Raw genomic sequence first — 20,993 nt, 5'->3', positions numbered from 1 at the left:
GCAAAGCGTGAGCATAGCCCAACACGCATCGCAACACAACCCCGGGGCGTGCGACCCCGCCCGGAACCAGACGCCTGCACGTCTCACCGGTACTCGCGCGGGCCTCGTCGCCCGCCTCCGACCCGTCTCGCGGGTCGCGAACCTGCTGCCGTCGACCTCGCTGTCCTGCGTCGTCGACCCGCACATGGTGGCACACTCGTGGCCGTTCCGTGAAGCCGGTGCGCCCGTCCGGGTGCCCGACGACGTGCTCGCCCACATCTGCGCCGCGCTCCCCCGCCCACCCACGCCCTCGGGCGGCAGGAACGACGACGAGGCCCGCACCCCGGGCGGGGTGCGGGCCTCGTGCGGCGTGCTGACCGGTCCCGTCAGGACGGGACCGGCGAGATCACTTGAGGGTGACCGTGGCGCCGGCGCCCTCGAGGGCAGCCTTGGCCTTCTCGGCCGTCTCCTTGTTCGCGCCCTCCAGGACCGGCTTCGGGGCACCGTCCACGAGGTCCTTGGCCTCCTTCAGGCCGAGGGACGTGAGCGCGCGCACCTCCTTGATGACCTGGATCTTCTTGTCGCCGGCAGCCTCGAGGATGACGTCGAACTCGTCCTTCTCCTCCTCGGCGGGGGCGTCGCCCGAGCCACCCGCGGGGGCAGCGACCGCGACGGCGGCGGGGGCGGCGGCGGTGACCTCGAAGGTCTCCTCGAAGGCCTTCACGAACTCGTTGAGCTCGATGAGGGTGAGCTCCTTGAACTGCTCGATGAGCTCGTCGGTGCTGAGCTTCGCCATGATGGCGTTCCTTTCGGTCGGTGCTCGGCAGCGGCCCGGTGCGGGCCTGCCAGAAGCGGGGTGTGTGCTTGCGCTGCGTGGATCACGAGACCGGGGCGAGCCCCGGGCGCGGGATCAGGCGGCAGCGCCCTCCGATTCCTGCTTCTGACGCAGGGCATCGATGACGCGGGCGGCCTGGGCGGTGTTCGCGGTGAAGACGTAGGCAGCCTGGAAGAGCTTGGCCTTCATCGCGCCGGCCGCCTTGGCCAGCAGGACCTCGCGGGACTCGAGGTCCGCGAGCTTCGTGACCTCCGCGGCGGTCAGGGGGCGCCCGTCGAGGACACCACCCTTGATGACCAGCGCGGGGTTCGCCTTGGCGAAGTCACGCAGACCCTTGGCAGCCTCGACCGGGTCCCCGGTGACGAAGGCGATTGCCGACGGGCCCTGCAGGTCGGCGTCGAGTCCCTCGACACCGGCCTCCTTGGCCGCGATAGCGGTCAGCGTGTTCTTCACCACGGCGTAGGTTGCGTTGCCGCTGAGCGACCGACGCAGCTGCTTGAGCTGCGCGACGGTGAGCCCGCGGTACTCGGTCAGCACGGCAGCGTTCGAGTCGCGGAACTTGTCCGAGATCTCGGCGACTGCGGCTGCCTTGTCCGGCCTCGCCATGGCAATCCTTCCGGTGGTGGTACCACCGGCGTCCGTCCCGGAACGAGAAAGAGCCCCGCGCAGGCGCGGGGCTCGCAGTCGCACGCACGGCGGGGCCGGGCGGACGTCGTCGATTCGCTACCTGCGCTGGCCTCCACCTCGTGGTGGGACTTCGATCCGTCACGTCCTGCAGACGGAGTCTGCAGGCAGCGTCGGACGACCGGCGGTCTTGGGTACACGCCCATCGTACGGGACGACGGCGGGTGCTCCAAACCGCGGCACGCGACAGACGCGCGACGAGGCCCCCGGCGCGCGGTGCGCCGGGGGCCTCGGGAACACGTCAGACCGCGACGCGCGCGAAGCCGCGACCCGCAGGCTTCTGCACGTGCGGCTGCGTGTACGGCGTCGGCAGGATACCCGCCGCCAGCGTCCAGTCGTGCGGCTGACCGTACGGCGTCGGCAGGACACCGGTCGCCGACTTCTGCAGCGGCGTGCTGTACGGCGTCGGCAGCACACCGGTCGCCGACGTCTGCAGCGGCGTGCTGTACGGCGTCGGCAGCACACCGGTCGCCGACGTCTGCAGCGGCGTGGTGTACGGCGTCGGGAGCTCGCCGAGCGCCGACGCCCCGGTCGCGAGACCGCCGGTCAGCAGCGCCGAGGCCATCAGGACGGTCGTGAGACGAGCAAGCGAACGCTTCATCATTCCCCCAGCAAGAACGGATAGATGCCGCAGATGCGACTGTCCCGACGCTATCGACGAAACGTGCGCCAGGTCCACGGTCGTCTCGGAGTCCGGGAGGTTGTTACACGGTGACTTCAGACGACGAGCGGGCCGAAGCAGACGAGCGGGACAGGCTCGGGCTCGTCGGCGATCGCACGAGCGAGCGCCGTCCCGGGCATGGCGCCGTCGCGCAGCTCGGCGTGGAGCGACGGCATGACGCGCGCGGCGACGTCGTCGCGCAGCGGGGCCACGCTCGCGATCACGGCGCGCGCGCCGAGCCGCAGCAGGACGCTCGTCAGGCCGAGCGACTCGCCGCCGATGCGTGGCGTCGAGAGCCCCACCTCGCACGCCGACAGGACGACCACCACGCCGTGCAGGTCGATGCCGTCGAGCTCGTGCGCGAACAGCGGGCCGTCGGCGAGGCGCAGCGAGGAGAAGAGCGGGTTGTCGGTCTCGTGCGTCCCGTGCGCAGCGAGGTGCACGACCCCCACCGACCGGAGCCCCTCGACCACGGCCCCGCACGTGGCGCCCTCTCCCGCGAGTGCCTCGGCACCCTCCCACACGGACGCGACGAGCTTGGCCTCCGCGCCCGAGAACCGTAGCCCCGGGCCGGCGACGACGAGCGCGTCGTCCGCTCGGCGGACGGGCTCCCCACAGCGCAGGTCGACCCAGGAGTTCGCCCACGTCCGCCGGCCCCGCCGTGAGGGCAACGAGGCCCACGGGAGCGCGAGCAGGAGGTCGCGTGCGGCGAGGTGCAGGTCGCCCTCGGCCTCCAGGGGGACGACCAGGGCGTCGTCGAGCGCGGCGAGCGTACGCGTGAGCGACCCGACCGCCGCCTCCCGCATCGGGACGGGGATGAGCACGTTCGAGAGCACCGCGAAGTCGGCCCGGGCGCGGCGCACCTGCTCCGAGACCGCCGTGCGCGACGCGAGCCGCACGAGCCGCGTCCGCTCTGCGGAGACGCGGACCGCGAGCACGTCGTCGCCGTCGAGCACCAGGTCGGCGACGACCGCCGCCGACCCGGAGGCGCCGAGCGCTGCGCGCAGCCGGCGCTCCGTCGCGGCGACCGGGGTCGTGGCACCTCCCCCGTGCTGCCACGCGCGCCGTCGCGCGTCGTCCTGCAACCGACGCGCCGCTCGCAGGTGGTCCTGTCGTCGGGCGAGGTGCGCCGGGTCCGAGGGAGCTCCGAGAGCACGTGCCACCTCGACCTCGCGACGTGCTGCGGCGAGGAGGTCCGCGAGGACCGGGTCCGACGGCGGTCGCACGCGGCCCGTGCCCGCGAACGCCGCACGACCGCGCTCGACCGCGTCGAAGATGGTTCCCGGTCGCCGCGTCCGCAGCGCCGCCTCGACGTCGACGTTGCCGAGCCGGACCCCGTGCACCGCAGACGCCGTCACGGCATCGACGGAGCCGAGCCGCGCGCGGTGCTCGGCGAGGGCCGACTGCCCGCGACGAACCGCCCGCACACCGCCGCGACGGTCCCCGGCCACGAACGCGAGCTGGGCGAGGACGGCCTCGTGCTGCAACCGCACGGGAAGCGGGGCGCGGTCGAGTCGCGCGGGGACCTCCGCGAGAACGTCCTGAGCGGCCGGGACGTCGCCCGAGGACACGAGCCACTCGGCGGCGAGGAGCCGCGCAGGGATCGTCACGCCAAGGCCCGCGACGCTGCCGAGCGCGCCGCCCTCGCGCGCGAGGGCGAGCGCCCAGGTCGCGTGCCGCCGTGCCGTCGTCGGTGTCACGTCGTCCGCGCGGTGCTCCGTGAGCGCCGCCTGCAGCTCCGCGACGCGGGCGCGCAGCATCCACGGGGCGTTTCCGAGCTGGTCGAACCGGCGCGAGGCCGAGCGCGCGAGCCGACGGGCGTCGGCGTACCGGCGCAGGCCGAGCACGACCCGCGACCGCACGAGATCCACCTCCGCGAGGTCGCGCACCATGCGGTAGCGCACGAGATGCTCTCGTGCCTCACGGAGTGCGTCGTCCGCCTCCGTGAGGAGCCCGGCGTCGAGCAGGACCTGCGCCCGATCGATCAACCCGACCGCGGCGTGCCGTTCCGGCGCCTCCACCGCCGCCTCGTCCATCGCCCTCAGCGCGGCAGGGAGGTCTCCGTGCAGGTACTCGGCGTACCCGAGGTTGTGGCGTGCCTTCGAGGCGACCAGGACGTCGTCACGCGCCAGCGCCAGGTCCACGGCACGCGAGAGGTCGTCCGTGGCTCCCGGGATGTCACCGAGCTCGAGCCGGAGCGATCCGCGGTTGAGCAGGAGGACGGGGACCTCGGGCGCGCTCAGGTCGACCACCCCCGTCAGTCCGCGGTCCATGGCACGCACCGCCTCGACCGCTCGGCCCGCACGGTGGAGCAGCAGGCCACGCTGTCCGTGCACGAGCACGAGCAGGCCCGGCGCCTGCGCACCGGAGACCGACTCGGCGGTCGACAGGTACCCGAGGGCCTCCTCGATGCTCCCCGAGTGCTCGGCGACGCACTGCGCGAGGCCGACGAGCGAGCGCACCTGGACATAGACGTCCGGAGCGTCGCCCGCGGCCTCGCGCAGGAGCGCTCGGTAGTGGCGTGCCGCGACCGCGAACCGCCCCTGGGCGTTGAGCGCGGCCGCGACGGCGAGGCGGTCTCTCAGAACGCTCTCACCGGCCACGTCACCCTCACCCCGTCGGTTGCTCCTCGGTCGGGACCAGTCCCGTCGACAGGGTAATGGCACCCCACAACCAGGCGCACCGCGCAGGGTCTCCGGCGCCCGGTGCGGAGAGCTCCGGGTCCGGGTCCGGTCGTCCCGACGCGGCGTCGAGCAGATGCGACGCGAGCTCCCCGGCCAGGACCGGCGCGGCGAACGACGTACCGCTCCATGCCGCGAACCCTCCCTGGAAGCCCTCCGGATCGATCGTGGCCCGGCGTCCTGGCCCCCAGAGCTCGTCGACCGAGCGCGACGGTGCCACGGCGCCGTCGATCGTCGTCGGAGCGGTGGACACGAGCGAGGCACCGGGTCGCGTGCAGGTGACCCACGGACCGTCGTTGCTGAAGAGCGCCACCGTCCCGTCAGGGTTGGTCGCACCGACGGTCAGGACGGGCGGCTCGTCCCGGAGCAGCTTCTCGCCGGGCAGCGGCACCGGCGGCACCTGCTTGCGGTCGAGACGGGGAGCGAAGGCGGCAGGGTAGCTCGGGCGGGTCTGCCCGTCGTTGCCGGAGGACACGACGACCAGGACACCGTAGCGCCGCAAGGCCTTCAGCAGGGCCCCGAACGGAGCGTCGAACGCCGCGTCCTCCGGGCGCTCGTGGTAGTAGCCCAGCGAGAGGACGACCACGTCGACGGGCGCGTAGTCCGGTCGGCCGACGAGCCCCAGCACGTGCCAGAGAAGCAGGCGGCGGAGCGACCGCAGGAGCTCACGCTCGGGGACGACCCCCGACCCCCCGTAGAGCCGCGGCGCGAGGATCACCGCGTCGGGGCACTTCTGGTGCACGAGCCCCGCGATGAAGGTCCCGTGGCCCGCGACCGGGTCCAGCGGCCCGGTCAGGGGCGCGACCGAGACGCCTCCGATCTCCGGGTCCTCGTAGGCGTACTCGGTCTCCGGCAGCACGGAGAGCGGCTCGCCGAGCAGCATCGGCTCGCGGTCCACGATCTGCCCACGGCGCTCCAGGTCCTTGTCGAACCAGGGGTGTGCTCCGACACCGGTGTCGAGGACGGCGACCACGGGGCGGCGGGTCCCGTCAGACCCGACGAAGCGGTCGTCCGACGGGCCGAGCGCGCGCCGCGGGACGGGACCGACCCAGTTGACCGGTGTACGGCCCCCGGACCCCGCCGCCGCGTACTCGGCCGTGCCCGCGAAGGGCAGGCCCTGGGTGTAGGGCAGACCCTGCGTGTACGGCAGACCCTGGGTGTAGGGCAGACCCTGCGTGTACGGCAGACCCTGGGTGTACGGCAGCCCCTGCGTGTAGGGGAAGGGCTGCACGTACGGCTGGCCGCCGATGAACGGCGACGGCGCGATCATGTGGTCCAGCGCGAGGCGAGGGCTGCACCTGTCGTCAGGGCACAGCCTGCCCTGGAGCTCCTCGATCAACGACCACGCGTCAGGCAGTTCGCCCTGGCGGTCGTCCCGGTACGTCAGGCGGACCGAGTATCCGAAGACGCGAAGAAGGTCCGCCGTCGTCTCCCGGTCCAGTCCTGCCCGGCGCACCAGCTCCGCGTCGTGGAGGCTCTCCTCCTGGACGTCGACCCGGAGGCCGCGTCGCTCCGCGGCAGCCTCGAGCCACCGGAGCGAGCGGTTTCCCTCACGGTCGAACGGGGACTCCGGGACGAGGATCCGGTCACCGACGTACCAGGTCGGGTGGGGAGACGGCTTCCCCGCGCGACGAGGCGCCGAGACGGGGTCGATGGTCCGGGTGCGCCACTGCAGCCGGCTCGGACGGTCGCCGTAGTACCGACCGCCCTCCGGCGTCGGTTCGGTGGGCTGGTCTGGGGTCTCGCTCACGTGCTCCTCCTCGAGGGATGACGTTCAGTCGGTGCCGCGGGCGTCGTCGTCGACGGACAGCGGCTCGCGCGCGGGGGCGCGGAAGGAATGGGGGTCGGGACGTCGTCGCGCCGCGGGCGAGAGAGGTCGCCCGCGGCACGACGACGGCTACAGCTCGATGACCGGGGTGCTCACGGCGCCGCCGGCACCGTCGGCACGGCGCACGACGAGGCTCGCCGGGCCGCGGTCCACGGCGTCGAAGACGAAGCGGCCGTCGCCGTCGCTCGTCGTCTCGCTCACGGACCCGGGGCGGTGCAGCTCGACGCGCAGCGCCGTCGCCGGGGCGGCCCAGCCGTCGATGCGGATGCGGCCGTCGTCGGTCGGCGACAGCGAGATCATGACCGTGACGGACTCGGAGGTGAACGTGATGGTGCGCGCCTCGACGGGTGGCGCGTCGCCCCGCACGGACATCTCGGGGACCTGGACGTACTCCAGCTCCATGACCTCGGCCTCGAGACCCGCGAGGGTGATCGCGAACAGCGACCGCTCCACGAGGCCGTCGGGCACGGGGTCGATCTCCTCGGCGATGCGCGCCAGCTCCGCGAGCAGCGCGAGGTCGACGGCGTCGAGCGGCTCGTCGGGGCTGTGCGTCGGCTCGGTGCTCATGATGCTTCCCACGATTCCCCCTGGTCGTCGATGATGTCGCGCAGCTTGGCGAGGCAGCGGCCGCGCGTGGAGCCGATGCTCCCGACGGGCATGCCGATCGCGGCCGAGATGGCCTTGTAGTCGGGTCGGTCGGCGAGCGACACGAGCCGCAGGAGCCGCCGGCAGCGGTCCGGCAGCTGGTCCAGCGCGGCCCACAGCGTGCGGTCGCGCTCGTTGCGGAGCACCTCGACGTCAGGCGTCGGGTCTCCCGAGGGCAGCTCCGGCACGCCCTCGTCCGTGTCGTCGGGGAGCTCGGTGCGGCGCTTCGCCTCGTCGCGGTGCTTGCGCACGGCCTCCCACGCGGCGCGCTTGGCCGTGATGAGCAGCCACTTCAGGACGGCGTGCGGCTCCTTGATGGTCATCGCGTTGCGCACGAGGGCGACCCACACGGTCTGGACGATGTCGTCGGCCTGCTCGCGCTCGACGCCCTGGGCGCGCACCGTGTGCCACAGCAGCGGCGTCGCCTCGCGGACGAACTCGCCGAGGGCGTGGGGGCGACCGTCCCGGTACTCGAGGAGTGCGAACGCACCCCGGTCCCCCAGGCTCAAGCCGGGTTCGTCGGTGTCGGCCACCTCGTCGGTCGTTCTCGTCATGGGGGGCACCGTCCTCGGCGCGCTCGTCCGGTCAGGCATCAGCGGGGGGTCCCCGGAAGCGCCTGATTCTAGGGCCGGGCCGGTGGGGTCGACAACCATCGTCACTGGTCACACCCCTCCTGGCTCGTGCGGCTGCGTCCCATCTCGCTCCTTCGACACGCGAGTCGGAGCGTCGGGCCGACACTCCTCCACCCGGACAAGAGGGCCGGGCCGCCCGTCTGATACATCCGTCGCCCACGGGTCTGCGCGACGCCGCCTACAGGCTCAGGATCGCCGTCCGGCGGGGTCGCCGTCTAGGTGTTCCCCCGTATGCGAGGCCCGGGAACTGCCGGGGAATCCCTCATGCCGCGGCGCGGCGCGGGCTCCTAGCGTGCAGACGACCCCTGCACCCACCGCGGGTGCGGACCGGCGGGGCGCGACGTCGCGGCCCGCCCGAGCACGAGGAGCACTTCCGTGAGAACAGTCCTCTCCGGCCGCACGCGCGGCCGCACCGGGCGCGCGCTGCGCGCCCTCGCCACCATCGCCGCCGCCGCGACCGTCGCCGCGGGCGGTGCCCTCGCCGCCGCGCCCGCGACCGCGGCGCCCGCGCCGGCCGTCGCTGCGCCCGCCGCCGCGGCGGCGGGCAGCACGCAGTGGCTCACCGGCTACTGGCACAACTTCGACAACGGCTCGGTGACGATGCGCCTGTCGGAGATCCCGCAGGCGTACAACCTCGTCGCGATCGCCTTCGCCGACAACCTGACCGGCACGCCGGGCGGCATCACGTTCAACCTCTCCAGCGCGGAGCTTGGCGGCTACACGGAGGCCCAGTTCAAGGCCGACATCGCGACGATCCGCTCGCAGGGCCGCAAGGTCGTGCTCTCCGTCGGCGGCGAGAAGGGCAACGTCATCGTCTCCAACGCGACGGAGGCCAAGAACTTCGCGGACACCGCGTACGGGCTCATGCAGAAGTACGGCTTCGACGGCGTCGACATCGACCTCGAGCACGGCATCAACGCGACGTACATGTCGAGCGCGCTGCACCAGCTCTCCGCGAAGGTCGGTCCGAACCTCATCCTGACGATGGCGCCGCAGACGATCGACTACCAGGCGACGAGCATGGGGTACTACCAGCTCACCCTGGCGATCAAGGACATCCTCACGATCGTCAACACCCAGTACTACAACTCGGGCTCGATGATGGGCTGCAACCAGCAGGTCTACTCGCAGGGCACCGTCGACTTCCTCACCGCGCTGACCTGCATCCAGCTCGAGATGGGGTTGCGCCCCGACCAGGTCGGCATCGGCGTGCCCGCGGTCCAGAAGGCCGCCGGGGGCGGCTACCAGCCGCTCGCCAACGTCGTGAAGGCCGTCGACTGCCTCGAGGTCGGCACCGGCTGCGGAGCCTTCAAGCCCGCGAAGCCGTACGGCAAGATCGGCGGCGTCATGACCTGGTCGATCAACTGGGACAAGACGAACAGCTACCAGGTCGCGTCCGTCATCGGCTCGCGCCTGGCCAGCGGCCCGACCACGCCGACGGACCCGACGGACCCCACCGACCCCACGGACCCGACCGACCCCACGGACCCGGGCACCTGCACCGCCCCGGCGTGGTCCGCGTCCGCCGTGTACACGGGCGGCAACCGCGTCTCCCTCCAGGGCCACACCTACGAGGCGAAGTGGTGGACGACGAACGAGAACCCGACGCAGAGCGGGCAGTGGGGCGTCTGGAAGGACCTCGGCGCCTGCTGACCCGGTCCTCCCGCTGAGACGACGACGGCGCGGCACCCTCGCAGGGTGCCGCGCCGTCGTGCGTGGTGCGGGTGTGGACCACCCGCGGGAGGACTGCCGTCAGGCGGCGTCGTCCTCGAGCAGCTTCGTCGTCTTGGACTGGTCCAGCGGGATGCCGGGGCCCATCGTCGTCGTCAGCGTGGCCTTGGTGATGTAGCGGCCCTTCGAGGACGACGGCTTGAGACGCAGGACCTCTTCGAGGGCCGCCGCGTAGTTCTCCACGAGCGCCTTCTCGTCGAACGAGACCTTGCCGATGATGAAGTGCAGGTTCGCGTGCTTGTCGACGCGGAACTCGATCTTGCCGCCCTTGATGTCGGACACGGCCTTCGCCACGTCCATCGTCACGGTGCCGGTCTTCGGGTTCGGCATGAGACCACGGGGACCGAGCACCTTGCCCAGGCGGCCGACCTTGCCCATGAGGTCCGGCGTCGCCACGGCGGCGTCGAAGTCGGTGTAGCCACCGGCGACCTTCTCGATGAGGTCGTCGCCGCCGACCTCGTCGGCACCGGCCGCACGGGCCTCCTCCGCCTTCGCGGCGTTCGCGAAGACGATGACACGGGCCGTCTTGCCCGTGCCGTGGGGCAGGTTGACCGTGCCACGGACCATCTGGTCCGCCTTGCGCGGGTCGACACCCAGGCGGAAGACGACCTCCACGGTCGCGTCGTACTTGACCGACGACGTCTCCTTGGCGAGGCGGACCGCCTCGAGCGGCGCGTAGAGACGCTCGCGGTCGATCTTCTCCTCGGCGTTGCGGTACGCCTTGCTGCGCGTTGCCATCTGCTTCTCCTTCTGCAGTCGTGGTCAGCGGGTCCGCGCGGACCCTGCCACCGTCGTCCGCGAGGTGCGGATCGACGTCGTGCCCGAGGCCGGCACGCGGTGCGTGCCGGCCTCGGTTCGTCGTCCGGGGCGCCTCGAGCGTCCGGGACAGACGTGGTCTGTCGTCAGCCCTCGACGGTGATGCCCATCGAGCGGGCCGTGCCGGCGATGATCTTCGACGCGGCGTCGAGGTCGTTCGCGTTGAGGTCCTCGAGCTTGGTCTGGGCGATCTCACGCACCTGGTCGGCGGTGATCTTCGCGACCTTGACGGTGTGCGGCGTGGCCGAGCCCTTCTGCACGCCCGCGGCCTTCTTGATGAGCTCCGCGGCCGGCGGGGTCTTCGTCACGAACGTGAACGAACGGTCCTCGTAGACCGTGATCTCCACGGGGATGACGTTGCCGCGCTGCGACTCGGTCGCCGCGTTGTAGGCCTTGCAGAACTCCATGATGTTGACGCCGTGCTGACCGAGCGCGGGGCCGATCGGCGGAGCGGGCGTCGCCGCACCGGCCTGGATCTGGAGCTTGATGAGGCCGGAGACCTTCTTCTTGGGAGGCATGACTCTTCCCTGTCTTTCTTCTCGTGGACCGACGCCGTGGGCGATGACCCGGTTGCAGTGTTTCCTGAGGTGCTGCGCTCACGAACCGCACGGCCTGTGCCGTGCGGTTCGCGTCAGATCTTGGCGACCTGGTTGAACGACAGCTCGACCGGGGTCTCCCGGCCGAAGATGGAGACGAGGACCTTGAGCTTCTGGTTCTCGACGTTGATCTCGGAGATCGTGGCGGGCAGCGTGTCGAACGGTCCGTCCGTGACGGTGACCGACTCGCCGACCGTGAAGTCGACCTCGACGGGAGCCTTCGCGGTGGCCTGGGCAGGCTTGCCGGGCTCCGGGGCGGGTGCCAGCATCGGCGCGAGCATCGAGAAGACCTCGTCGAGCGTCAGCGGCACGGGCTGGTGGGTGTGGCCGACGAAGCCGGTGACACCGGGCGTGTGGCGCACGGCGCCCCACGACTCGTCGGTGAGGTCCATGCGGACGAGGACGTAGCCGGGGATGCGCACGCGTCGGACGATCTTCTTCTGCGCGTTCTTGATCTCGGCCACCTCCTCCATGGGGACCTCGATCTGGAAGATGTAGTCCTCCATGTTCAGGCTCTGGATGCGGTTCTCCAGGTTGGCCTTCACACGGTTCTCGTAGCCCGCGTAGGAGTGGATGACGTACCAGTCGCCGAGCTGCGAGCGCAGCGTGCGCTTGAACTCCGCGACCGGGTCCTCGATGACGTCGCCGTCCTCGTCGACCGGGCGCTCGTCCTCCGACGCCTCGTCGTCCGACGCGTCCTCGTCCGAGGCGTCCTCGTCGACCGTCTCGTCAGCCTCGTCGACCGCCGGGACGTCCGTGGTCTCCTCGACGTCGTCCTGGGCACCCTCGGGCTGCGTCGGGTCGACGTTCTCCGTCTGGTCCAGCGACTCCTGGGACACGAACGAACCTGCTTTCTGACGAACTGCTCGATGACTTCTTCTGGAAGCGCCGACGGCGCCCCGAGGGGCGCCGGCTGCCGTGGTGAGGCCCGGCGTGACCGGGCGGAGGTGCGCTCGCTAGCCGAAGACCCACATGACGGCCTTGCCGATCCCGAGGTCGAGCACGGTCACGAATGCCATGACCACGACCACGAAGACCAGGACCACCGTCGTGTAGGTGATGAGCTCCGAGCGCGTCGGCGTGACGACCTTGCGGAGCTCGGCGACCACCTGGCGCACGAACAGGGCGATGCGCGCGAAGATGTTGGGCTTCTTGTCCGCGGACGGACCGCCCTTCTTCTTCACCTCGTCGGCGCGTGCGCCGCCTGCACCCACGGCCTCTGACGGCGATTCGCTCACTCGTTCTTCCCCATCGCTCACGTACGGGACCTGCTCGAACCCTCGGTGCGACCCGGTGCCGGGCCGCGCGCGGTTCCCGGGAAGGTCCCACGAGAGCCACGCCGTGCAGGGTAGACAGGACTCGAACCTGCAACCTGCGGTTTTGGAGACCGCTGCGCTACCAATTGCGCCACTACCCTTCGTGCTCGACGACGCCGTACGAGCCCCCGGCCCCGGGACGAAACACGTCTCACGGGCGCGGACCAGCGTGGCGGGCGTCAACCACCGAGGGATCACTGTACGCGACGCGAGGCCCCTGGTCGAACCGCCGTCCACCGATCGGTGGACACGAGGTCCGGACGAACGGCCGTCGCGGGCGACGGGACCCCGCCGCCAGGCTGGTCCCATGACGACGACACCCCTCCCCACCGGCTCCCGCACCGCCGGTCCCGGGTCGAGCGGCCCGGCCGTGGACGTGCGCGGCCTGCGCAAGCGCTACGGCGCCAAGCAGGCGGTCGACGGCGTCGACCTGCGGGTCGAGCGCGGCGAGATCTTCGCCGTCCTCGGACCCAACGGCGCCGGCAAGACCACGACCGTCGAGATCCTCGAGGGCTTCCGACGCCGCGACGCGGGCGAGGTCCGCGTGCTCGGCGAGGACCCGCAGACCGCGGGCCGCGCGTGGCGCTCGCGCATCGGCGTCGTGCTCCAGGACTCGCGGGACCAGGCCGAGCTCACGGTCGCCGAGATCGTCCGGCACTTCGCGACGTTCTACCCCGCGCCGCGCGACCCGGACGAGGTGATCGACGCCGTCGGGCTGCGGGAGAAGGCCCGGACCCGCACGCGCCAGCTCTCCGGCGGCCAGCGGCGGCGGCTGGACGTCGCGCTCGGCATCGTCGGGCGTCCGGAGCTGCTGTTCCTCGACGAGCCGACGACCGGGTTCGACCCGCAGGCCCGCCGCGCGTTCTGGGCGCTGGTCCGCTCGCTGCGAGAGGACGGCACGACGATCCTGCTCACCACGCACTACCTGGACGAGGCCGCGCACCTGGCCGACCGCGCCGCCGTCGTGCGCGCGGGCCGGGTCGTCGCGCTCGACGCGCCCGACCGCCTCGGGGGCCCGGGCGCGCGCCGGCCGGAGGTCCGCTGGCTCGACGACGGTGCCTGGCGGTCGGAGCGCACCGACTCCCCCACCGCGCTCGTCGCGTCCCTCGCCGCGCGGTACGCGGGACCCGACGGCGAGGTCCCCGGCCTCGCGGTGACCCGCCCGAGCCTGGAGGACGTCTATCTCGAGCTCATCGGCGAGCCGGCCACGGCGCCCGCCGCCGCGCCGGCCCGCACGACCGCACCCGGATCCCTCGACGCACCCGCCGAGGACCCCACACCCGACGGCACGACCGCCGTCGTCCCCGAGGATGCCCGCCCGTGACCACCGCCCGGCCCACGCGCTCCGCCCGGCCCGCCGCCCTGCCCGGCGCCGGACGGCTCGGGATCGAGCGCACCCGCGCCGAGCTGCGCGCGTTCTTCCGCGAGCGCGACGCCGTGATCTTCATCTTCACGTACCCGCTCATCATGCTCGCGATCTTCGCGACGGTGTTCGACGGGCAGGACCAGGGCACGGCCGGGTACTCCGTGCCGTTCGCGCAGTACTTCCTGCCCGGCATGATCGCGACGGGCGTCATGCTCACGAGCTTCCAGTCGCTCGCGATCTCGATCGCGGTCGAGCGCGACGACGGCTCGCTCAAGCGGCTGCGCTCCACCCCGCTGCCGCCGTCCGCGTACTTCTACGGCAAGGTCGGGCTCGTCCTGCTGACGTCCGTCGTGCAGACCGGGCTGCTCCTCGCGCTCGCCGCGACGGTCTACGACGTCCCCATGCCGTGGGAGATGCCCGACGGCGGAGCGCGCCTCGCGACGTTCGCGTGGGTGTTCGTGCTCGGGTGCGCCGCGGGCGCGGTGTGCGGCGTGGCGTTCTCGTCGCTGCCGCGGTCCGGCAAGTCCGCGACCGCGGTCGTCACGCCGGTCGTGCTCGTGCTCCAGTTCATCTCCGGGGTGTTCTTCGCGTTCTTCGCGCTGCCGTCCTGGATGCAGACCGTCGCGTCGCTGTTCCCCCTCAAGTGGATGGCGCAGGGCATGCGCTCGGTGTTCCTCCCCGAGCAGGCGGCGGCGCTCGAGCCGTCGGGGTCGTGGCAGCACGGCGCGACCGCTGCTGTACTGGTCGCATGGCTGGTCGTGGGGCTCGTGGTGGGTGCGCGGTCGTTCCGGTGGCGGCGCCGTGACGACGGCTGAGACGCCGTCGCCGGGCGGGGCGGTCGCGGGGGTGGTCGACGGGACGTCCGCCGACGCGGCGACCGCCCAGCTCGACGGCACGTGGGCCCGCGACGTGCGCTGGTGGGACGTGGCGTTCTACGTCATCGTCGTGCTCAGCGCGCTCGCGCTCCTCACGGCGGGCGTCAGCGGGAGGGCGCTGCTCGTGTCCCTCGCGGCGGTCGCGACGATCCTCGTGGCCTACCTCGCCTGGGGGCGCCGGGCGGCGCGCACCCGCGACCAGGTGCCGGCCCACCTCTACCTCGTCGTCGCGATCGCGTGCACGCTCGTCGTCGTCGGGCAGGACGCGCTCGGCACGCTCCTGCTGTTCGCGGTGTTCACGCAGATCTGGATGCTGTCGGAGCACCTGTGGGCCCAGGTCGTGCTGTGCGTCGCGCTCGCGGCCGGCACGGCGCTCGCGCTCGCGTTCGACCCGCAGACGGGGCGGGTCGAGCCCGAGGAGCTCGCGAGCGCCGCGCCCCAGATGGGCGTCGCCCTGGCGTTCGCGCTGAGCCTCGGGCTGTGGACCGCGCACACGCTGCGGCAGTCGGAGCGCCACGCGCGGCTCGTCGACGAGCTGCGCGCCACGCAGGCCGAGCTCGGCCGGGCCTCGCACGAGGCGGGGGTGCTCGCCGAGCGCGAGCGCGTCGCCCAGGAGATCCACGACACGCTCGCCCAGGGGTTCACGAGCGTGGTGATGCTCGCCCAGGCCGCGAGCGCCGACCTCGACCGGGGCGCTCCGGACGCGGCGCGCGAGCGCCTGGCCCTCGTGGAGTCGACGGCGCGCGACAACCTCGCCGAGGCTCGTGCGCTCGTCGCCGCCTCGGCCCCGGCCCCGCTCCAGGGCGGCACGCTCGGCGAGGCGCTGCGCCGGCTCGCGGACCGGTTCGCCGAGGAGACCGGGACGCGCGTCGCGCTCACGGCGCCGGAGGCCCTGCGCCTGTCGAGCGCCGACGACGTCGTGCTGCTCCGCTCCGCCCAGGAGGCGCTCACGAACGTCCGGCGCCATGCGGACGCGGCGGCCGTGCGCGTCGACCTCCGGCAGGACCGCGCGGGGACGGTGCTCGAGGTGACCGACGACGGGCGCGGCCTGCCTGCCGACGCGTCCGGTTTCACCGAGGGCTACGGCCTGCGGGGCATGCGGGAGCGCGTGGCCGCGGAGGGCGGGAGCCTCGAGGTGGGTCCGGCCCCCGGCGGCGGGACGCGCGTCGCGGTCCGCCTGCCCGCCGGTGCGTCGCCGGACGGACCGTCCACCGGCACCAGCGCGACGGTGCGGACGGGAGACGCACGGTGAGCCCGGCCGGGAACGGCGTCGTCCGGGTGCTCGTCGTGGACGACCACCCGGTCGTGCGCTCGGGCATCATCGGCATGCTGGCCGCCGAGCCCGACCTGGAGGTCGTCGGCGAGGCGGGCGACGGCGAGCAGGCGGTCGCGCTCGCGGGCGAGCTGGCACCTGACGTCGTGCTCATGGACCTGCGCATGCCCGTGCTCGACGGCGTCGGCGCGACGGCCGCCATCGTCGGTGCGCCGGGCCGCGGCGCGGGGCGCGGCGGGGCGGCGGGCCCGCGCGTCGTCGTGCTCACGACGTACGAGACCGACGCGGACATCCTGCGCGCGGTCGAGGCCGGGGCGACCGGCTACCTGCTCAAGGACACGCCGCGGGACGAGCTCGTCGCCGGGGTGCGGGCCGCGGCGCGCGGGCAGACGGTGCTCGCGCCGAGCGTCGCGACCCGGCTCGTCACGTCGGTCCGCGGCGCGGACCGGCTCACGGACCGGGAGATCGAGGTGCTGCGGCTCGTCGCGCGCGGGCTGTCGAACGCGGCCGTCGGGAGCGAGCTGTTCATCGCGGAGGCGACGGTGAAGACCCACCTGCTCCGCGCGTTCGCCAAGCTCGGCGTGGACGACAGGACCGCCGCGGTCACGGTCGCCATGCAGCGCGGGTTCCTCACGGGGACCTGACCCGACGTCGGGCGTGCCGGTGCCCGCGCAGGGGGCGGGCACCGTCGCGACCCGGCCCGTGCCCGACGGCGGCGGCCCGGCCCGCGTGACAGACTCCCCGTGTGCGAGACCTGGCGACGCTTCCCAAGGCCCACCTGCACCTGCACTTCACCGGGTCGATGCGCCCCGAGACGCTGCGCGACCTCGCCGCGCAGTACGGCGTGCGGCTCCCCCACGCGCTCGTCGACGGCGACCCGCTGCGGCTGCCGCCGACCGAGCGCGGCTGGTTCCGGTTCCAGCGCCTGTACGACGCCGCGCGCGCGTGCGTGCGCTCCGAGGCCGACATGCGCCGCATCGTGCTGGAGGCCGCGCAGGACGACGCGGCCGAGGGGTCGGGCCGGCTCGAGATCCAGGTGGACCCGACGTCGTATGCACCGTTCGTCGGCGGCATCACCCCGGCGGTGGAGATCGTGCTCGACGCGGCGCGGTCCGCGAGCGCCGCGACGGGGACGGAGGTCGCGGTGGTCGTCGCGGCGTCGCGCATGCGGCACCCGCTGGACGCGCGCACGCTCGCGCGCCTCGCGGCGCAGTACGCGGGCGAGGGTGCGGGCGAGGTCGTGGGGTTCGGCCTGAGCAACGACGAGCGCCGCGGGGACACGGCGGAGTTCGCGCGCGCGTTCGCCATCGCACGGCGGGCCGGGCTCGCGTCCGTGCCGCACGGCGGCGAGCTGCTCGGACCGGCGCACGTGCACGAGGTGGTGCGCGAGCTCGTCCCCGACCGGCTCGGCCACGGCGTGCGGTCGGCGGAGGACCGGCGCGTGCTCGACGACGTCGTGGACCGCGGGATCGCGCTCGAGGTGTGCCCCGCGTCCAACGTCTCCCTCGGGGTCTACGAGGACGCCGGGCAGGTGCCCCTCGGGGCACTGGTCGACGCCGGGGCCCGCGTCGCGCTCGGCGCGGACGACCCCCTCCTCTTCGGGTCCCGCCTCGTGGCGCAGTACGAGACGGCGCGCCACGAGCACGGGTTCTCCGACGACGAGCTCGCCACGCTCGCGCGGTCGTCGATCCGGGCGAGCCGGGCGTCGCAGGGCACGAAGCAGCGTCTGCTGACCGGCGTCGACGACTGGCTCGCAGCGGGCTGACGGCCGCCACCTTCTCATGTGCGTCTCATCCTGCTCTCCGATACTGGCCTCATGACTCGTCGGACCGTCGCGTGGCTCGTGGGGGCTCTCGTGCTCGTGCTCGGGGGCGCGGCCGCCGCCGGCGCGCTGGCCTCGCGCCCTCAGGACCGGGAGGTCGGGGGCGCCGTGGTCGTGACGCCCGTGCCCACGGACCCCGCCCCGACGGCCACCGGCGACCCGTCGCCGACCACCTCGCCCGACGACGACGGTGACGATGAGGATGACGATGACGACCGTGTGACGCCCGCCCCGCCGTCGAGCGACGACGATGACGACGACGACCACGACGGGTCGGGCGACGACGACGGGTCCGACGACGACGGGGACGACCGCAGCGGCTCCGACCAGGGCGACGGATGAGCCGCCGGGAGCGGCGCGCCGGGCTGACCGTCCGCACCCGCATGCTCGCGGCGTTCCTCGGCCTCTCCGCCCTGGCGCTGCTGCTCGCGGGCGGCGCCGCCTGGTTCCTCCAGCGCGGGCAGATCGACGCGCGCATCGACGAGAGCCTCACCCGGAGCGCGAACGAGCTCGAGACGCTCGCGGCCTCGGGCGTCAACCCCGTCACGGGCGAGCCGTTCACGTCCGCCGAGGACGTCGTCGTCGCCTCGATCCAGCTCACGGTGCCCGCCCACAACGAGGGCATCCTCGGCCTCCGCGAGGGGCGCACGCCGCTCGTCTCCCAGCAGGACGTGCGGCTGCGGCTCGAGGAGGACCCGGAGCTCGTCGCCGCGCTCGCGCCGCTCGTCGCGGGGGACGACGTCGTGCTCCGCTCCCCGCGGACCGCCACGGCGGACTACCGCGCCCTCGTCGCCCCCGTGCAGGCGATCGGCGGCGCGGGGGCGTCGCCCGGCCAGGCGCCCGCGGCGCTCGTGCTCGCCTACGACCGCTCGGCCGAGCACGCCGAGTTCGCGCAGGTCTTCCGGACCTACGCCGTCGTCGCGCTCGGCGCGCTCGTGCTCATCGGCGTCGTGGGCTGGGTCGTCGCGGGACGCCTGCTCGAGCCGATCCGGACGCTCTCGCGCACCGCGCAGCGCATCGGCGACACGGACCTGTCCGCCCGCATCCCCGTGACCGGCAACGACGACCTCTCGGACCTGTCACGCACCGTGAACGGCATGCTCGACCGGCTCGAGGGGTCGTTCGAGTCGCAGCGGCGCCTCATCGACGACGTCGGGCACGAGCTGCGCACGCCGCTCACGGTGGTGCGCGGCCACCTCGAGCTCATGGACCCGCGCGACGCCGCCGACGCGTCCGAGACGCGCGACCTCGCGCTCGACGAGCTCGACCGCATGAACCGCCTCGTGGACGACCTCGTGACCCTCGCGACCGCCGGCCGCCCCGACTTCGTCCGCCCCGGCGACACCGACCTCGGTCGTCTCCTCGACGACGTGCACGACAAGGTCCGCACGCTCGGCGACCGCCGCTGGCTCGTCGACGCGCGCGCCGACGTCGCGATCCTCGCGGACGGGCAGCGCCTCACCCAGGCGCTCCTCCAGCTCGCGGCGAACGCCGTGAAGTTCTCGCAGCCCGGGTCGGTCGTCGCGCTCGGCTCAGCCGTGTCCGACGACGGCGCGCACGTGCGCGTGTGGGTCCGCGACGAGGGCGTCGGGATCGCACCCGAGCAGCAGGAGCGGATCTTCGAGCGCTTCGCCCAGGCGACGACGCCCGGAGCGACCCATCCCGAGGGCGCCGGGCTGGGGCTCGCGATCGTCGCGGCGATCGCCGAGGGGCACGGCGGCCGGGTGCTCGTCGCGTCGACGCCCGGCGTCGGGTCGACGTTCACCCTCGACCTCCCGCTCGTCCCGGTCGCGGGCCCGTCCTCCGGGGCGCGGGCCGACGCCGTCGGTCCGCACGCTCCCGCGCTCGACGGGCGGCACGGCCAGGCACCGGGGGCGCTCACCGCGCCGACCGTGCCGAGCGCGCCGTCGGCCGCCACCCCCTCGCTGCCCCCGCCGACCTCCGGGCCCGCGCCGGACGCGCCGCCCGCCGTCGGGCCGGACGACCCGCACCCGCCCGCGCACCCCGCCCCCGACGGAAGGACCACCCGGTGAGCCAGATCCTCGTCGCGGAGGACGAGACCCGCATCGCGTCGTTCGTGGCGAAGGGCCTGCGCTCCGCGGGCTACGCCAGCACGACCGTCGCGACGGGGCGGGAGGCGTTCGACCTCGCCAGCACCGGCGACTTCGCGCTGCTCGTGCTCGACCTGGGCCTGCCCGACCAGGACGGCTTCACCGTGCTGCGGCGCCTGCGGGAGACGGGCAACCCGATCCCCGTCATCATCCTCACCGCGCGCACGTCGGTCACGGACACGGTCGCCGGGCTCGAGGGTGGCGCCGACGACTACATGGCCAAGCCGTTCCGGTTCGAGGAGCTGCTCGCGCGCATCCGGCTGCGCCTGCGCACCGAGCCCACCGGCGAGGTCACGGTGCTCACGCACGGCGCCCTCAGCCTCGACCTGCGCACGCGCCGCGCGCGCACCGCCGACCGCGAGGTCGACCTCTCGGCGCGCGAGTTCGCGCTCGCCGAGGCGTTCCTGCGCAACCCGGGCCAGGTGCTGAGCCGCGAGCAGCTCCTGTCGCGCGTGTGGGGGTACGACTTCGACCCCGGCTCGAACGTCGTCGACGTCTACGTGCGCTACCTGCGCAACAAGCTCGGCGCCGAGCACTTCGTCACCGTGCGCGGCATGGGGTACCGGCTCGCCGACGCCACCCGCTGACGCGCCGAACCCGGGCCTGCGGGTCGCGAGGTGGTCCCTCGTGACCCGCAGACCCGGGTTCGGCCGGGTCGCTCGGTCCGGCAGATCAGCCGGGCGCCGAGATCAGTCGGCCGACTGCGGCGACGGCGGCGTGACCGGGCTGGGCGGGGTGTTCGGCGTCTGCGGCGTGTTCGCCGTGTTCGCCGTGGGCGGCGTGTTGGGGGTGTTCGGCGTCTGGCTCGTCACGGCCGAGCCGGACGTGTTCGCGGAGCCCGCGGTGTTCGGGGAGGCGGAGGTGTTCGCCGTGACGGTCGTGATCGACGTCCCGTTCTGGACGTCGGTCGGGCTGGGCGTCGCGGACGTGGCGGGGGCGTCGGTCGGCGTGCTGACCGGCGTGCTCGACGACGTGCTCACCTGGACCGACGGCGAGACGGTCGCCGGCTCCGGGGCGTCGAACGCGCCCTGGGCGGTGGCCACCGTGGCCCCGAGACCGACCGCGCCGAGCGCCCCGGTGACGATCCATGCGCTGCGTGCCTTCATGATCCTTCTCCTTCGTCCGATGGTGCGCACGACCCC

At 73.4% G+C, this 20,993-nt stretch carries 21 protein-coding genes and 1 tRNA gene; 9 read left to right on the top strand and 13 right to left on the bottom strand.

Annotated features, from left to right (window positions below; genetic code table 11):
• Nucleotides 1–385: 385 nt before the first annotated feature.
• The 7 genes from rplL to ACN9MS_RS05445 all read right to left on the bottom strand — a co-directional run bounded on the left by rplL (nt 386) and on the right by ACN9MS_RS05445 (nt 7,867).
• Nucleotides 386–775 (bottom strand): 50S ribosomal protein L7/L12, encoded by a 390-nt coding sequence (gene rplL, locus ACN9MS_RS05475; RefSeq protein WP_021483444.1) that lies wholly within the window; start codon nt 773–775, stop codon nt 386–388.
• Nucleotides 776–889: 114 nt separating this feature from the next.
• Nucleotides 890–1,420, bottom strand: a complete 531-nt coding sequence (gene rplJ / locus ACN9MS_RS05470; RefSeq protein ID WP_021483443.1) for a 50S ribosomal protein L10 — start codon at nt 1,418–1,420, stop codon at nt 890–892.
• A 319-nt stretch (nt 1,421–1,739) separates the two neighbouring features.
• On the bottom strand, nt 1,740–2,063 hold the full coding sequence (locus ACN9MS_RS05465; protein ID WP_426311064.1) for a hypothetical protein: 324 nt from the start codon (nt 2,061–2,063) through the stop codon (nt 1,740–1,742).
• Nucleotides 2,064–2,215: 152 nt separating this feature from the next.
• Entirely contained in the window at nt 2,216–4,762 is a 2,547-nt protein-coding gene (locus ACN9MS_RS05460) for a CHAT domain-containing protein (RefSeq protein WP_426311063.1), read from the bottom strand.
• A 7-nt stretch (nt 4,763–4,769) separates the two neighbouring features.
• Nucleotides 4,770–6,590: a S8/S53 family peptidase gene (locus ACN9MS_RS05455; protein ID WP_426311062.1), complete on the bottom strand. Its 1,821-nt coding sequence runs from the start codon at nt 6,588–6,590 to the stop codon at nt 4,770–4,772.
• 147 nt (nt 6,591–6,737) lie between these two features.
• Nucleotides 6,738–7,235 carry a hypothetical protein gene (locus ACN9MS_RS05450; RefSeq protein WP_426311061.1) on the bottom strand — a complete coding sequence of 166 codons (498 nt, stop codon included), beginning with the start codon at nt 7,233–7,235 and terminating at the stop codon, nt 6,738–6,740.
• A complete protein-coding gene (locus ACN9MS_RS05445; RefSeq protein ID WP_047233802.1) occupies nt 7,232–7,867 on the bottom strand; it encodes an RNA polymerase sigma factor in 636 nt (211 codons plus the stop codon). The genes ACN9MS_RS05450 and ACN9MS_RS05445 overlap by 4 nt, the downstream gene beginning before the upstream one ends.
• Before the next feature lie 453 nt (nt 7,868–8,320).
• Here ACN9MS_RS05445 and ACN9MS_RS05440 point away from each other — a divergent pair, with 453 nt between their 5' ends.
• Nucleotides 8,321–9,598 (top strand): glycosyl hydrolase family 18 protein, encoded by a 1,278-nt coding sequence (locus ACN9MS_RS05440; RefSeq protein WP_426311060.1) that lies wholly within the window; start codon nt 8,321–8,323, stop codon nt 9,596–9,598.
• Nucleotides 9,599–9,697: 99 nt separating this feature from the next.
• Here the strand turns inward: ACN9MS_RS05440 and rplA are convergent, their stop codons facing one another.
• The 5 genes from rplA to ACN9MS_RS05415 all read right to left on the bottom strand — a co-directional run bounded on the left by rplA (nt 9,698) and on the right by ACN9MS_RS05415 (nt 12,505).
• Nucleotides 9,698–10,414, bottom strand: a complete 717-nt coding sequence (rplA, locus tag ACN9MS_RS05435) for a 50S ribosomal protein L1 (RefSeq protein ID WP_389278957.1) — start codon at nt 10,412–10,414, stop codon at nt 9,698–9,700.
• A 164-nt stretch (nt 10,415–10,578) separates the two neighbouring features.
• Nucleotides 10,579–11,010, bottom strand: a complete 432-nt coding sequence (gene rplK / locus ACN9MS_RS05430; protein WP_047233799.1) for a 50S ribosomal protein L11 — start codon at nt 11,008–11,010, stop codon at nt 10,579–10,581.
• A 113-nt stretch (nt 11,011–11,123) separates the two neighbouring features.
• Nucleotides 11,124–11,927, bottom strand: a complete 804-nt coding sequence (gene nusG, locus ACN9MS_RS05425; RefSeq protein ID WP_426311059.1) for a transcription termination/antitermination protein NusG — start codon at nt 11,925–11,927, stop codon at nt 11,124–11,126.
• A 117-nt stretch (nt 11,928–12,044) separates the two neighbouring features.
• Entirely contained in the window at nt 12,045–12,302 is a 258-nt protein-coding gene (gene secE, locus ACN9MS_RS05420) for a preprotein translocase subunit SecE (protein WP_047233797.1), read from the bottom strand.
• 130 nt (nt 12,303–12,432) lie between these two features.
• Nucleotides 12,433–12,505, bottom strand: a tRNA-Trp gene (locus ACN9MS_RS05415).
• Between the two features lie 206 nt (nt 12,506–12,711).
• Here ACN9MS_RS05415 and ACN9MS_RS05410 point away from each other — a divergent pair.
• From ACN9MS_RS05410 to ACN9MS_RS05375, 8 genes are all read left to right on the top strand, one after another.
• Nucleotides 12,712–13,728: an ABC transporter ATP-binding protein gene (locus tag ACN9MS_RS05410; protein WP_426311058.1), complete on the top strand. Its 1,017-nt coding sequence runs from the start codon at nt 12,712–12,714 to the stop codon at nt 13,726–13,728.
• The gene (locus ACN9MS_RS05405; protein WP_426311057.1) at nt 13,725–14,585 is read left to right on the top strand and encodes an ABC transporter permease; all 861 of its coding nucleotides are present in this window, start codon (nt 13,725–13,727) and stop codon (nt 14,583–14,585) included. The genes ACN9MS_RS05410 and ACN9MS_RS05405 overlap by 4 nt, the downstream gene beginning before the upstream one ends.
• On the top strand, nt 14,572–15,897 hold the full coding sequence (locus tag ACN9MS_RS05400; RefSeq protein WP_426311056.1) for a sensor histidine kinase: 1,326 nt from the start codon (nt 14,572–14,574) through the stop codon (nt 15,895–15,897). Before ACN9MS_RS05405 ends, ACN9MS_RS05400 begins: the two co-directional genes overlap by 14 nt.
• Nucleotides 15,898–15,971: 74 nt before the next feature.
• Complete coding sequence (locus ACN9MS_RS05395) at nt 15,972–16,562, top strand: LuxR C-terminal-related transcriptional regulator (protein WP_426311834.1); 591 nt, start codon at nt 15,972–15,974, stop codon at nt 16,560–16,562.
• A 101-nt stretch (nt 16,563–16,663) separates the two neighbouring features.
• Nucleotides 16,664–17,683 (top strand): adenosine deaminase, encoded by a 1,020-nt coding sequence (locus tag ACN9MS_RS05390; RefSeq protein ID WP_426311055.1) that lies wholly within the window; start codon nt 16,664–16,666, stop codon nt 17,681–17,683.
• Nucleotides 17,684–17,734: 51 nt separating this feature from the next.
• Nucleotides 17,735–18,082, top strand: a complete 348-nt coding sequence (locus ACN9MS_RS05385) for a hypothetical protein (RefSeq protein ID WP_426311054.1) — start codon at nt 17,735–17,737, stop codon at nt 18,080–18,082.
• Nucleotides 18,079–19,773 carry an ATP-binding protein gene (locus ACN9MS_RS05380; protein WP_426311053.1) on the top strand — a complete coding sequence of 565 codons (1,695 nt, stop codon included), beginning with the start codon at nt 18,079–18,081 and terminating at the stop codon, nt 19,771–19,773. The genes ACN9MS_RS05385 and ACN9MS_RS05380 overlap by 4 nt, the downstream gene beginning before the upstream one ends.
• Entirely contained in the window at nt 19,770–20,438 is a 669-nt protein-coding gene (locus ACN9MS_RS05375; RefSeq protein WP_426311052.1) for a response regulator transcription factor, read from the top strand. Before ACN9MS_RS05380 ends, ACN9MS_RS05375 begins: the two co-directional genes overlap by 4 nt.
• A 102-nt stretch (nt 20,439–20,540) precedes the next feature.
• Here ACN9MS_RS05375 and ACN9MS_RS05370 read toward each other — a convergent pair whose 3' ends face one another.
• Entirely contained in the window at nt 20,541–20,957 is a 417-nt protein-coding gene (locus ACN9MS_RS05370; RefSeq protein ID WP_426311051.1) for a hypothetical protein, read from the bottom strand.
• Nucleotides 20,958–20,993: the final 36 nt, after the last annotated feature.

Origin of the sequence: Cellulosimicrobium sp. E-16, assembly GCF_049913115.1 — a bacterium.
Taxonomy (GTDB): Bacteria; Actinomycetota; Actinomycetes; order Actinomycetales; family Cellulomonadaceae; genus Cellulosimicrobium.
The sequence above is the reverse complement of the archived record's forward strand: the minus strand, read 5'-3'. Positions and strand labels throughout refer to the sequence as shown.

What these genes read in the sequence shown, in the direction of transcription:
- ACN9MS_RS05385 (WP_426311054.1), top strand. Translation starts at nt 17,735, where the DNA reads ATGACTCGTCGGACCGTCGCGTGGCTCGTGGGGGCTCTCGTGCTCGTG.
- rplJ (WP_021483443.1), bottom strand. Translation starts at nt 1,420, where the DNA reads ATGGCGAGGCCGGACAAGGCAGCCGCAGTCGCCGAGATCTCGGACAAG.
- ACN9MS_RS05410 (WP_426311058.1), top strand. Translation starts at nt 12,712, where the DNA reads ATGACGACGACACCCCTCCCCACCGGCTCCCGCACCGCCGGTCCCGGG.
- rplL (WP_021483444.1), bottom strand. Translation starts at nt 775, where the DNA reads ATGGCGAAGCTCAGCACCGACGAGCTCATCGAGCAGTTCAAGGAGCTC.
- rplA (WP_389278957.1), bottom strand. Translation starts at nt 10,414, where the DNA reads ATGGCAACGCGCAGCAAGGCGTACCGCAACGCCGAGGAGAAGATCGAC.
- ACN9MS_RS05465 (WP_426311064.1), bottom strand. Translation starts at nt 2,063, where the DNA reads ATGGCCTCGGCGCTGCTGACCGGCGGTCTCGCGACCGGGGCGTCGGCG.
- ACN9MS_RS05445 (WP_047233802.1), bottom strand. Translation starts at nt 7,867, where the DNA reads ATGACGAGAACGACCGACGAGGTGGCCGACACCGACGAACCCGGCTTG.
- rplK (WP_047233799.1), bottom strand. Translation starts at nt 11,010, where the DNA reads ATGCCTCCCAAGAAGAAGGTCTCCGGCCTCATCAAGCTCCAGATCCAG.
- ACN9MS_RS05450 (WP_426311061.1), bottom strand. Translation starts at nt 7,235, where the DNA reads ATGAGCACCGAGCCGACGCACAGCCCCGACGAGCCGCTCGACGCCGTC.
- ACN9MS_RS05370 (WP_426311051.1), bottom strand. Translation starts at nt 20,957, where the DNA reads ATGAAGGCACGCAGCGCATGGATCGTCACCGGGGCGCTCGGCGCGGTC.
- ACN9MS_RS05380 (WP_426311053.1), top strand. Translation starts at nt 18,079, where the DNA reads ATGAGCCGCCGGGAGCGGCGCGCCGGGCTGACCGTCCGCACCCGCATG.
- ACN9MS_RS05395 (WP_426311834.1), top strand. Translation starts at nt 15,972, where the DNA reads ATGCTGGCCGCCGAGCCCGACCTGGAGGTCGTCGGCGAGGCGGGCGAC.